Source organism: Bradyrhizobium sp. 6(2017), from assembly GCF_011058295.2.
In the GTDB taxonomy this organism is placed as follows: domain Bacteria; phylum Pseudomonadota; class Alphaproteobacteria; order Rhizobiales; family Xanthobacteraceae; genus Bradyrhizobium; species Bradyrhizobium septentrionale.
Window position 1 is genome coordinate 1,184,796 of the sequence record NZ_CP049289.2, and the last position, 12,111, is coordinate 1,196,906.

Below are 12,111 nucleotides of genomic sequence, written 5' to 3' on the forward strand. Positions count from 1 at the left end.
TGCGGCGGGTTAACAAAATCGGGAAAATTGCGACGATCCGCCGGATTTTTCAGGGCGGCGGTGCGCGAGCACTCTCCTAGTTCGCTGTGCGGAATCGATGCACGCGACCGGACGCAAAAAGGCCGGCGCGAGCCGGCCTTTCCACTATTGGTTGTGGGGCGTGGTCTCAGTAACGCGCGTAGCCGGGGCCGCCGAGGTTGCCGAGATTGAAGCGGTAGTTGAGGCCGGCCTTCACCGTGTGCTCGTCATTGTGGAAGCTGCCGAACGGCACCAGCGCGGCCGGCGCGGTGAAGCGGCTGTCGCCGAAGTCGTAGTACTGGTACTCGACCTTGGCCGACCAGTTCGGCGCGAACATGTATTCGGCGCCGCCGCCGATCGTCCAGCCGTTGCTGTGATTGTCGGTGAGCGCGAAGCCGACCGGCGCGCCGCCAAGCGTCACGGACTCGTTGTTGTCGGAGTAGGCGTAGCCGCCCTTCACATAGATCAGGCCCGGGCCCCAGGTGTAGCCGACGCGGCCGGTGATCGATGCGATGCCGCGCTGGTTGTTGTTGTAGACATAGCCGCCGGGGAAGATCGCGTTGAGCTGGTGGTTGCCGACCCAGGAATACTGGCCTTCGAGGCCGATCACCCACATCGGCGACAGCTGCCAGTCGTAACCGCCCTGCACGCCGCCCATGAAGCGGGCGCTGGAGTCCGACAGCGCGAGGCCGTTGAACGTGTTGTTCTGGGAAAACACGCCGCCGAGATGGCCGCCGAGATAGAAGCCGGTCCAGTTGTAGAGCGGAGCGGCGTAAACGGGCGCGGGCGCCTTCTGGTAATAGCCGCGGTTGAGGTCGGCGGCCTGAGCGGTGGCGCTCAAGGCTGCGACAGCGGCTGCGGTTGCAAGCAGGATCTTCTTCATGTGGTCAGTCTCCGGACAAGTCGTGGAGGCGCAGCGACATGGCGCCGTCCATGGCCGGCGAGATAGACAGCATTTGAATAAAATGCTGTCACCGGAAGACCGCCCGGCGCGTTAAGTCGCAGGCTTTGCGGCGAAACGTTTTGTTGTGCCTAACGAACGCTTAAGCCGGAATCAAGGAAGGCTTAACCCGGCGCGTGCGACGCCCGCCCGCCGTCAATCAAGCCGCTTGCTAACCAAGTCGCTTGCGCACGTCGTCGCGCATCTGCTCGCGGAACGCTTGACGGCGCGCGGCGCGGTCTTTGACGGGGACGTCGTGGCGATCGAAGACGTCGAACTTCTCCAGGATCGGATAGTGCTCGCTCGCCATCGCCAGCACGCGCAGCAGCGCGGCGACCTTCGGGGTCGGGCCGGTGACCTCCCATTTGCGGAGCTTCTCGGCGCCGCCGGCGGCCGGCAACCCGCACAGCTTCGCCATGTCGGCCGCCGTCAGCTCGCGGCCAAGCGCCTCGCCGAGGTGTTTACGCAATTTCTTCAGTTCTGGGCCGGTCACGCTTTAAGTCCGCTCCGCGATCGCAAAGTGTGAAGTGAGTCACATGACGTGCTCGGGGTGCGGGCTATACGCCGCGCATGCGACTTTCTAAAGGAAACCATCATGCACGCCATCATCGAGAGCCTCAGCCCCGAACACGGACACATCGATTGGAAATGGGTCGGCAGTGTGTTCGCGTTCTACATCGTGCTGACGATCGGCGGCGTGGGCCTGCTGCTCGCGCATTGATCCAGCGAACCCGACGAGGGCACTTTCTGCCGTAGACAGTCCTCAGTTGCCGAGGGGCGACGTCAATTTTCTCTTGACGGAACCGAGGGTTCGCCGAAGCCAAGTATAGGCAAAGCGCTTGATGGACATGTTGGCCAAGCTCTGTTGATCCATGGCTAGCCGTTGGAAGTCCGTGGCCAACCTTTGGTGGTCAGTGGCCAGCCTTTCGTAGGCGTTGGCCAGCCCTTGATGGTCTTCTATCAGCTTGTTGTAGACGGGGAGAACATGTTCTTCCAGATATCGGCCGCGTGCGGTCAGCTCCAGTCCGCGCGTGCTGATGGCGAGTTCCAGGGGGTCGAGCGCCCCGGGAATCGCATTGCGCGCAAGCTCAACCCGTTGCGCTTCGTCGTCGACGACTTTGTCAAATTGCTCGACCATTCGCTTGAAAGTCCACGCCGGAGACAGCGCGACTTCGTGAAACGCACGATCGATGATCGATTGCGCCTTCGAAGGATTTCGTATGACCGAGACCACCTCCGCCATGTTGCTGTGGTCGCGGTTGAGCGGGACATAATGATCCCACGGCTTTACCGCACCTGAATAGTCACCTTCATAGAGGATCATCAGAGTACGAAGCGCGGCAGCTTCGAAAATGCGGGGAGAAACCACCCGGATAACGATCTTGCCGTCGTCGTCTCCCAGAAATTTCTGTCTCACCACCTCGTGGGACACATCGGGATTTTCGGCGCAGAAGCGTTCCACCTGGATTTGGGCGTCCCCGGTGAAATCGATGAAACTGACCCCGCTCTCCGTCCCCAAAACGGCCTTCGAGCTCGCGATGAAGTCAACCCAGGAGCCGCCGTAGATTCGGGACGTTTCGCTCGTGTCGATGTCGCAGACCAGATTGTACTGAGCTGCATCAGCGGCAAATCTGTCGGCTATTCGCCATTTTTCCTCGGCGAAGTATCCGTACCAAGGCGGAGCCTTGCGTGCGCGATACGAAACGTCGAGCGGACGTTCCGAATAATTCGGCACGTCCATCGACAACAGATGCTCGGGTACAAATCCCGTCAAAGTATGCTCGAAACGTACCTTGTCGAAGAACGTGTCCCGATAGATTCTTCTGGTGACGTCCGAGTTCGTAACGGTAAAAATCGCTCCGATCTGCAGATCGGCCAATGCAGCATTTTGACGATCGATAAATCGATATTCGTCTTGAATGAACGCGACCTTGACCCCTTTGAAGCGCCTGATCTTGTCACGGAGCGAGGCGGGAACATGGTTCTCCATCGAGATCACGACGGAATAGTGAAATACCAGGCAGTCAAAGGCATCCAGATCTGGTCCGATCGCATCGAACGCCAGCGGATCCACGATCGTATATTTATGCTGACTGTATTGGCGAAACGCTCGGATATGGTCCGATACCGTATTGGTTCTCAGGGCTGCTGCGGCGCACAGCAGCAGAATGTTGTAGCGGGGGGATTGCACTCTGGTTTCTCGTCGTGGTGATCAAGCAGTTGGACGTGAATAATCTGATTCTCTCAACTTCCGCGCGGTCTCCGCTCACCAAATTTGCGAACTTGACATTCGCTCTCGCTGGTGCCTCCCGGGCGCCACGCTGGTGCGAGCCAAGTTCCTGAGGTTTGAAGTTCCGCTGGGCTCGGGTGCTCGCTTACCAGACATTCAGCGCGTCCTTGGCATGCAACCCATGCAAGCGCAACCGAGGGGCGATAGCAAGCCCAATTGCCCGTGCGGGATGATGGTCTGCATTGCGTGGATGCCAGCGCTCACTTCGCGGTCTCCGCCAATGATCTGACGCACCATGCCGTCGTGCATCTGCTCACGAAATGCCTGGCGGCGCGCGGCGGATAGTACCGGCCAATTTTTACAGTATAGCGCACCCGGGAACTGCTCTCCAGGTGGATCAGGCCGCTGACAAGTCTCAGCCGGCAATGGACATGAGGAGGCAAGGGCGTGTCGAAGAGCGTGAGGTTTTTGGGTGGATGGGTCGGTGGTGTCGCAGTTTGAATTTTATTGGGATAGCAAAGCGAGCCAGCCCGCCTCAGAACTGGAGTAGCACGCGGAACATGCTGCGTCCGAAATGTGCCTCGAAGGCGAACAGCGCGTAGAACTCCGCGATGCGCGGCCGCCTATCCGGCGGCAACCGTGCGAGGGAGGCATCGCTCGATGACCTGTCCGGCGGATCGTCGATGCAATCGGGATGGCCATCCGGCCGCCCCACGAAATGCGCGAGTTCGTGGATGAGCGTGCCGATCTGCAGGTCGCTCGACGCGAAGAAATAGACCGGCGCGATCACCACCGCATCCGCCCGCAGCGTGGCGGATGTGCCATTCGTCCGGTCGAGCTGAACGGTCTCGCCGCGCATGGTGACGCCGTTCGAAATCGCGAGCGCTAGCGTGCGGGATTCCGCCATCTCGTTAAAGGAGAGCGTAAACGGGAACTTAATGAAAGTCGTAGCGGGACTCAGGGCGGCGACCGAGAGCTCGCGATCGATGGCGCGAAAGGTGCGCTCGATCAGCACAAAATCCGGCGGCGGCGGATCGCTGAGCAGAACCGCGAAGTGTTTGCGCACGAGCGTCTGGGCCGGAGATTCGATTGTGCCCATTACTTTCGCCGCGGTCAGCGTGCGCAGCGCGCTCTTCACGCAGGCCCGCGAGATGGGCAAGGTGTCTTCGAACATCTGCTCCATCATCTCATCCGTGACGGTGAAGGTCGGAGCCGGCGGCGCAACCTGGCCGACACCGCTGCGGGGCGCGAGCGATCTCGATGATCCGCTCGCCAGGATTGGCAACGAGGCGCGTAAAATGCGATTGAGCGCCTGAATCGTCGGCCCGTTCGGGTCGATGCGGAAATCGACGAAACTGATGTTCTGCTTCTGGAACCTGCCGATCGCCGCGCGCGTCAACGGGCCCATCAAGCCATCCGTTGCGAGGCGTGGCGTCGGGCCGCCCTGACTGGTGCCGACCGCATTCAGTGCCTGCTGGATGGTGAGAACATCGTTGCGGACGTTGGCCCCGCCCTGCCCCACGGAACGGCCGACCACGACGGGCAAGGCGACCTGATTATCCGGTTCGACGCGGGGAGCGGTCGCGCGGCAGCTCTGATCAAAACAGTAGCAACGCAAGCGTCCCATTGGCTGTGCCCCAAGGCGATGCCGGCCCAGTTCTCAAGTCGAACTGCACCGGCTCTACCGGTCTACACAAATTCGCCTGCAAGTCCATGTGGCAACTTTGCTCGACTTGAGCTTGTCGTGCTGGCGGGTGCGTAGCGCAGTCTGCCGCGTGCTCAGGGCGGCCGACGCGGTGTAGTCGAAGCCGCGCCGGAAGCAGGCGACAAGGCCGCCGTCGCCGCAACCCAGCGCCTATTTTCCCTCTGTAATGAGGAAGTCGACAAACACTTCTGCGAACGGGAAGGTCGGTCGAAAAAGAAGAATTCGCCCTCCGCGTTCATCTTCAAATCGATCAGTCGAGACGATGTATATCGTCCGACGTCTGACTCAGCCGATTGAGGACGACGGCGAATGAAGCGCATTTCCGAAGCCGAAGACCGATGGTCTATCGCGAAAATCCGCCCCCGCCGATGCGGAGCAAGTTTCGTTCCGCGGCGCCCCTTCGGGCCGGCTTGATCGTGGGTGTGTCTAGCAGATCAACCAGGCAAAACGGTTGTCGCCGGATAAGAATGGCGGCTCGTGGTCGTCGAGGCGCCCCGCGATGATCGACTCTATGTCCGCGAAGTAGCTTTCGTCGGGTGACCAAACCTGTTTTTGTGGCGACGGTTGGTGGCAAGCAAGCGGGATTAGTGTTGCAATTGCAAGAGGATCTAGGCCTCTCAATAGGATAGGTGGTGCTGCCAGACAGGATTGAACTGTCGACCTCTCCATTACCAATGGAGTGCTCTACCACTGAGCTACGGCAGCATGCCCGGGAAAAATTGAATCGGCCCCAAGGGCCCGTCCAAGCGGGCGGTTCTTGCCACAGGCCTCCCCTTCGCGCAAGCGAAACAGCGTCCCTGCTGCCCGTGAAATCGGCAGAAATTGGCGTTCCTCGCCGGCGATTCCGACCAATCCGGCCGATTTCGGCCGGATTGGGTTCCCGATCGGTCGAAAAGCTCCTGATTCTGTCGCGCGCCGAATCATGCCATCGAGCACAACTGGCCGACCGGGCAGGGTGCGCCGGCGTCGGCCATTGTCTATGCTGGCCTCTTGCTAGAGGCGTCGGCAGTTCGAGAGTTTTGCAATGACGGGCGATCACGACAAGGGCGGCGGGCAGGCCGGGGCCCGCGTGAAGGATTCACGACAGGATCGTCTCAAGCTGGCGCTGCGCGAAAACCTGAAGCGGCGGAAGTCGCAGGCGCGCGGTCGCGAGGATGTGGCTTCCGAACCGGGCCATGGCTCTTTAGATCGTGGCTCGCTAGATGACGCCGGTGGAAACGAGCCGCGCCGTTAACCCGGCTCGTGTGTTGCAAGAACGTGTGTTGCAAGAAGAAGCGGGTCGCCGACATGGCTGTAGATGAGACGACGATCGATCGGCTGAACGCAACCGCTTACGCCTTTCCGCGCCATGAGCAGACCTTTCCGACCCTGACGGCGCATGAGATCGAGCGGATGCGTCGCTTCGGCGAGCCGCGGTCGTTTGGGGATGGCGAGGCGCTGTTCGAAACCGGCAAGCCGGGGCCCGGCATGTTCGTCGTGCTGTCGGGCTCAATCGCGATCACCCAGCGCGACGGCCTCGGCCATGTCACGCCTGTGATCGACCAGGGGCCCGGCCAATTCCTCGCCGAGATCGGCCAGCTTTCCGGCCGCCCCGCGCTGGTCGACGGCCATGCCGACGGTGTTGTCGAGACCTTGCTGCTGCCGCCGGAGCGGCTGCGCGCGCTTTTGGTCGCCGAGGCCGACCTCGGCGAGCGCATCATGCGCGCGCTGATCCTGCGCCGGGTCAGCTTGATCCAGGGCGGCGCCGGCGGGCCGGTGCTGATCGGCCCTGCGTCTGTCGGCAACATGGCGCAGCTGCAGAATTTCCTGGCGCGCAACGGCCAGCCGCACCACTTCCTCGACCCCGAGACCGACAAGGACGCTGCCGACCTCGTCGCGCGCTATTCGCCGACGCGCGCCGAGCTGCCGCTGGTGGTCTGTCCGAACGGCACGGTGCTCCGCAATCCGTCCGAGACCGCGCTTGCGATGGCGCTCGGCATGATCGGCAACAGCGCGCATGACAAGCTCTACGATGTCGCCGTGGTCGGCAGCGGCCCGGCCGGGCTTGCCACCGCGGTCTATGCGGCCTCGGAAGGGTTGTCGGTCGCGGTGTTCGATTCCCGCGCCTTCGGCGGCCAGGCCGGCGCCAGCATGCGGATCGAAAATTATCTGGGCTTCCCGACCGGCATCTCCGGCCAGGCGCTCGCCGGGCGCGCCTTCAACCAGGCGCAGAAATTCGGCGCCGAGATGCTGATCCCGGTCTCCATCAAATCGCTCGACTGCACGAAGGCGTCGGGCGCGTTCGCGCTCGCCACCGGATGCGGGCACACGTTGCGCGCCAGGTCGGTGGTGGTGGCGAGCGGCGCGCGCTATCGCCGGCCTGCGATCGACAATCTCGAGAGCTATGAGGGCCGCGGCGTCTGGTACTGGGCCTCGCCGATCGAGGCGCGGCTCTGCGCCAACCAGGACGTCGTGCTGGTCGGCGGCGGCAACTCCGCAGGCCAGGCGGCGGTGTTCCTGTCGGCGCATGCCCGCAGGGTCAACATGATGATCCGCGGCGGCGGGCTCGGGGCCAGCATGTCGCGCTACCTGATCGAGCGCATCGAGGCGACGCCGAACATCGAACTGATGTTCAACACCGAGGTGATCGGCCTCGACGGCGCAGAGACGCTGGAGCGCGTGCGCTGGCGCAGCCGGCTCGCGCCCGACGAGTTCACCATGGATATCCGCAATCTGTTTTTGTTCGTCGGCGCCGATCCCGCCACCAGCTGGCTCGAGGGTTGCGGGGTGCTGGTCGACCGCGGCGGCTTCGTGATGACCGGCGAGAGCGGCGAGGGCGCGCGCGCCGTGCCGCTGCTCGAGACCACGGTGCCCGGCGTGTTCGCGGTCGGCGACGTCCGCTCCGGATCGGTCAAGCGCGTCGGCGGCGCGATCGGCGAGGGCGCCCAGGTCGTCGCCGCCCTGCACGGCTATCTCGCCGATGCGGGCAGTCCGTCGCTGTAGGGAATGATCGATGCGACACCATCCCCGTCCTCCTGAGGAGCCGCGCAGCGGCGTCTCGAAGGATATACGGCACGCCTGTGGCCGGTTCATCCATCGAGGCTCGCTCCGCTCGCACCTCAGGATGACGGGCTAAATAGGCGCACGAGGCAAGAGGGCCAAAAATGTCAAAAGGCTGCACCCACATCACCGGCATACAGGACGTCACGCCGAGCGCGCTCGGCTGCGAGGAGTGCCTGAAGAGCGGTAGCCGCTGGCTGCATTTGCGGATCTGCCGGAGCTGCGGCCATGTCGGCTGCTGCGACGACTCGCCGAACCGGCATGCCACCGCGCATTTCCACGCCACCGGCCATCCCGTGATCGAGGGCTACGATCCGCCGGAAGGCTGGGGCTGGTGCTATGTCGACGAGGTGCTGTTCGATCTGTCGAAGCGCAAGACGCCGCATAACGGGCCGATCCCGCGCTATGATTGATTCAATGTCTCACCAGGCGCACGTGCCGCGTGGTGCGACATCGGTTGCGAACATTTTCGGCAACAGGCGGCGTCGGCGAATTGTCATGAGATGCCGGTCATCCTGCCATCGAACCGTGTAGCAATTTTCGAGGATGCATCGTAACGTGGCGCGGGTCTCAACGGGGAGTGCGCCATATGACGACGTTGGTGCTTGTGCACGTCATTATCAGCCTGATTGCAATCGTCGCCGGTGTGATCGTGATGTTCGGCCTGCTCGGCTCGCGGGCGATGCCCGGGCTGACCGCGATCTTCCTCGTGCTCACGATCCTGACCAATGCCACCGGGTTTTTGATCCCGCCGCTGGTGACCGAGAAGCTGCTGCCGTCCCACATCATCGGCGGGCTTTCGCTGGTGCTGCTCGCGATCGCCTGCATCGCGCTGTATGCGATGCAGCTCAGAGGCGCCTGGCGGCCGATCTATGTCGTGACCGCGATGGTCTCGCTCTATCTCAACGTCTTCGTGCTGGTGATCCAGAGCTTCCTCAAGGTGCCGGCGCTGCAGGCGCTGGCGCCGGCCGTGCCGCCGAACCCGCCGTCCGGGCCGGTATTTGCGGTGGTGCAGGGCATCGTGCTGGTGTTCTTCGCCGTGGTGATCATCGGCGCCTGGCGCCGGTTCAGGCCGGTCACGTTCGCCTGATCCGGGGCGGATGACATCGTCGCAAAGTGACGTACAGCATAGAAGATGATGTGCGATGGCGCGTCCGCGACGTGCCGTCGTCCGAGGTCCGTTCACCCCTGGCGCGTCCGGACCAAAGGATCAGCAACAAGAGGAGCAATCAAATGCCCACCATCACCACCAAAGACGGCGTCGACATCTTCTACAAGGATTGGGGTTCAGGCCAGCCGATCGTGTTCAGCCATGGCTGGCCCCTGTCGTCGGACGATTGGGACGCGCAGATGCTGTTCTTCGTGGGTCACGGCTTTCGCGTCGTTGCCCATGACCGCCGCGGCCACGGCCGCTCCGCCCAGGTCGGCGACGGCCATGACATGGACCACTATGCCGACGACCTCGCTTCCGTCACCGCGCATCTCGATTTGAAGAACGCCGTCCATGTCGGCCATTCCACCGGCGGCGGCGAGGTCGTGCACTACATCGCGCGCCACGGCGAGAGCCGGGTGGCGAAGGCGGCGATCCTGAGCGCGGTGCCGCCCTTGATGCTGCAGACGGCAGCTAATCCCGGCGGCCTGCCCAAGTCGGTGTTCGACGGCCTGCAGGCGCAACTTGCGGCCAACCGCTCGCAGTTCTACCGCGATCTGCCGGCCGGGCCGTTCTATGGCTACAACCGGCCCGGCGCGAAGCCGTCGGAGGCCGTGATCCAGAACTGGTGGCGGCAGGGCATGATGGGCGGCGCCAAGGCGCATTACGACGGCATCGTCGCGTTCTCGCAGACCGACTTCACCGAGGACTTGAAGAAGATCAACGTACCGGTGCTGGTGATGCATGGCGACGACGACCAGATCGTGCCCTACGCCGATTCCGGCCCGCTCTCGGCCAAGCTTCTGAAGAACGGCACGTTGAAGACCTACAAGGGCTTTCCGCACGGCATGCCGACCACGGAAGCCGAGACCATCAACAAGGATCTGCTGGCGTTCATTAGGGGGTGAGGCTGAGGGCCGCGCGTGCTGGCGAGCGTCGCAATTGGACGTTCTCAACGGCACTGACGTGAGGAAGCCACCAGCGGCAGGGTTCCCTCCCCCCTTGCGGGGGAGGGTTAGGGAGAGGGGTCCACACGACGCGCTCTCTCAATTGCCGTTCGACTAGTCGCAAGCAAGATTGGGATGGCGGTCGCTTCGTCGATCATCTCGCCCGGGGCCGCCCCGCTCCCCAACCCTCCCCCGTCGCAAGTCGGGCCTGCCCGACTTGCGCAAATAAATGATGCGCAACCGGGGTAAACCCCGGTTGCGTGGGGGAGGGAGCCTGATCAGTGTGCTCACCTTACGTTTTCGCGAGCTCCACAAAGAACGTGAGAGCGGCGAGAAACATCACTCGAAAATCGCGCGGATCGCGGCGAAGATGCGCTTGGCGAGCAGTTCCGGCTTCTCGCGGGCGCCGTCGGCGGCCCAGAGATCGCCGCCGACGCGCATCGCGCCGGTGGTGATCATTGCGACCAGCCGGGCCTTCATCCGGTCGGCCTTGTTGCCGGCGCGCTTGAGCAAGGCGTCGGCGAGCTCGCGCTCGAGCTTCTCGTACTTCACCTGATCGCGGGCCTGCAGCGCCGGATTGTCGCGCTTGAGCCGTGCCAGTGCGACCGCCTCGCGCGGATCGAGCTGCCGCACCATCTCGGCGATCGCGTTCTCCGCGGCCTGCAGCATCGACTCTGCGGCCGGGCGCGCCGCGACCGCTGCGATCAGCGCCGTGCTGCCGTCCTCCTGCCAGGCGAACACGACGTCTTCCTTCGATGCGAAATAGTGAAAGAAGGTGCGGCGCGAGATATCAGCTGCGGCGACGATGTCGTCGAGCGTGGTCGCCTCGAAGCCGCGCTCAAGAAACAGCGCCATCGCCGCCCGGGTCAGCCGTTCCCTTGTTTCCCGCCGCTTGCGCGCGCGCAGGCCGGACGTCACCGTGGGCGGCGCCGAATTCCCGTTGGACTGCCGCGGCTTGGCGGATTTGCGCGCGGGCGCAGAGCGTTTCAAATTTTTCACCTCTTGCAAAAATGCACTTAGTGCACATTTCATCGGAGTGCGGCTGGAACCCGCAAGACCGACAACAACCGTCAGCACCGATTCGTGTCGCAAGGAGATATAAGCATGACCGGCTGGAGCACTGCAGACATTCCGCGGCAGCGCGGCAGGACGGCCGTGATAACAGGCGCAACCGGCGGGCTCGGCTACGAGACCGCGCTCGCGCTGGCGCGTGCCGGCGCCAATGTCGTGCTGACCGGCCGCAACGGCGCCAAGGGGCAGGACGCGCTGGCGCGGATCCGCGCGCAGCTCCCCGATGCCGCGGTCACCTATGAAACGCTCGACCTCGCGAGCCTCGCATCGGTCGCCGATTTCGCCGCGCGCTTTGCCGCCAGCCACGATGCGCTCGATCTGTTGATCAACAATGCCGCCGTGATGGCTCTGCCGAAACGGCAGGTCACGTCAGACGGCTTCGGGATGCAGTTCGGCACCAACTATCTCGGCCACTACGCGCTGACCGCGCATCTGTTGCCGCAGCTTCGCCGCGGCCAAAACACCCGCGTCGTCAATCTGTCGAGTCTCGCCCATCGCAGCGGCGCGATCAGTTTCGCCGATCTGCAGTCGCAGCGCGCCTATGTGCCGTGGCGTGCCTACTGCCAGTCGAAGCTGGCGATGCTGATGTTTGCGCTCGAGCTGCAGCGTCGCAGCGCGCGCAATGGCTGGGGGATCATGAGCAATGCCGCGCATCCCGGCTATGCGCGCACCGAACTGATCCCGAACGGACCCGGCACCGACAGCCTGTCGTGGCGGCTCGGCAGATATCTGCAGCCCTTGATGAGCCATTCGGCGGCCGCGGGCGCGCTGCCGACGCTGTTCGCGGCGACCTCGCCGGCGGCCGAGCCCGGCGGCTATTACGGGCCCGACTGGTTCTATGAATTGAAGGGACCGCCGGTGCCAGCGCGGATCATGCCGCACGCCAGGGACACCGTGGTGGCGGAGCAGCTCTGGGATGTCTCAGCAATGCTGACCGGTGTATCGTTCGATCAGGTCGCCACCGCCGCCTGAGCGTGATCGGGCGGCAACGCGGCATCGAGGGGCAATCGA

Annotated in this window: 12 protein-coding genes and 1 tRNA gene; 7 read left to right on the plus strand and 6 right to left on the minus strand. The window is 63.4% G+C overall.

Annotated features, from left to right (window positions below):
* Positions 1–166: 166 nt before the first annotated feature.
* Positions 167–901, minus strand: a complete 735-nt coding sequence (locus G6P99_RS05560) for an outer membrane protein (RefSeq protein WP_029079855.1) — start codon at positions 899–901, stop codon at positions 167–169.
* Positions 902–1,130: 229 nt separating this feature from the next.
* Positions 1,131–1,451 carry a hypothetical protein gene (locus tag G6P99_RS05565; RefSeq protein ID WP_029079854.1) on the minus strand — a complete coding sequence of 107 codons (321 nt, stop codon included), beginning with the start codon at positions 1,449–1,451 and terminating at the stop codon, positions 1,131–1,133.
* 102 nt (positions 1,452–1,553) lie between these two features.
* Here G6P99_RS05565 and G6P99_RS05570 point away from each other — a divergent pair, with 102 nt between their 5' ends.
* A complete protein-coding gene (locus G6P99_RS05570; protein ID WP_256375151.1) occupies positions 1,554–1,679 on the plus strand; it encodes a hypothetical protein in 126 nt (41 codons plus the stop codon).
* Between the two features lie 42 nt (positions 1,680–1,721).
* Here the strand turns inward: G6P99_RS05570 and G6P99_RS05575 are convergent, their stop codons facing one another.
* The 3 genes from G6P99_RS05575 to G6P99_RS05585 all read right to left on the minus strand — a co-directional run bounded on the left by G6P99_RS05575 (position 1,722) and on the right by G6P99_RS05585 (position 5,598).
* On the minus strand, positions 1,722–3,149 hold the full coding sequence (locus G6P99_RS05575; protein WP_165127510.1) for a hypothetical protein: 1,428 nt from the start codon (positions 3,147–3,149) through the stop codon (positions 1,722–1,724).
* Positions 3,150–3,723: 574 nt separating this feature from the next.
* The gene (locus tag G6P99_RS05580) at positions 3,724–4,815 is read right to left on the minus strand and encodes a peptidoglycan-binding protein (RefSeq protein ID WP_029079852.1); all 1,092 of its coding nucleotides are present in this window, start codon (positions 4,813–4,815) and stop codon (positions 3,724–3,726) included.
* Positions 4,816–5,523: 708 nt separating this feature from the next.
* Positions 5,524–5,598, minus strand: a tRNA-Thr gene (locus G6P99_RS05585).
* A 319-nt stretch (positions 5,599–5,917) separates the two neighbouring features.
* On the opposite strand from G6P99_RS05585, the gene G6P99_RS05590 reads away from it, so the two are divergent.
* From G6P99_RS05590 to G6P99_RS05610, 5 genes are all read left to right on the plus strand, one after another.
* Entirely contained in the window at positions 5,918–6,127 is a 210-nt protein-coding gene (locus G6P99_RS05590) for a hypothetical protein (RefSeq protein WP_165127512.1), read from the plus strand.
* Positions 6,128–6,180: 53 nt separating this feature from the next.
* A complete protein-coding gene (locus tag G6P99_RS05595) occupies positions 6,181–7,875 on the plus strand; it encodes an FAD-dependent oxidoreductase (RefSeq protein WP_029079851.1) in 1,695 nt (564 codons plus the stop codon).
* Positions 7,876–8,036: 161 nt separating this feature from the next.
* A complete protein-coding gene (locus G6P99_RS05600) occupies positions 8,037–8,345 on the plus strand; it encodes a UBP-type zinc finger domain-containing protein (RefSeq protein WP_029079850.1) in 309 nt (102 codons plus the stop codon).
* A gap of 176 nt (positions 8,346–8,521) precedes the next feature.
* Positions 8,522–9,022: a hypothetical protein gene (locus tag G6P99_RS05605; protein WP_035976524.1), complete on the plus strand. Its 501-nt coding sequence runs from the start codon at positions 8,522–8,524 to the stop codon at positions 9,020–9,022.
* Between the two features lie 143 nt (positions 9,023–9,165).
* On the plus strand, positions 9,166–9,990 hold the full coding sequence (locus tag G6P99_RS05610; RefSeq protein ID WP_029079848.1) for an alpha/beta fold hydrolase: 825 nt from the start codon (positions 9,166–9,168) through the stop codon (positions 9,988–9,990).
* Positions 9,991–10,368: 378 nt separating this feature from the next.
* Here G6P99_RS05610 and G6P99_RS05615 read toward each other — a convergent pair whose 3' ends face one another.
* Positions 10,369–11,019, minus strand: coding sequence for a TetR family transcriptional regulator (locus G6P99_RS05615; protein WP_029079847.1), 651 nt, complete (start codon positions 11,017–11,019; stop codon positions 10,369–10,371).
* A 114-nt stretch (positions 11,020–11,133) separates the two neighbouring features.
* Here G6P99_RS05615 and G6P99_RS05620 point away from each other — a divergent pair, with 114 nt between their 5' ends.
* Positions 11,134–12,072, plus strand: a complete 939-nt coding sequence (locus G6P99_RS05620; protein WP_029079846.1) for an SDR family oxidoreductase — start codon at positions 11,134–11,136, stop codon at positions 12,070–12,072.
* The last annotated feature ends 39 nt before the right edge of the window (positions 12,073–12,111 follow it).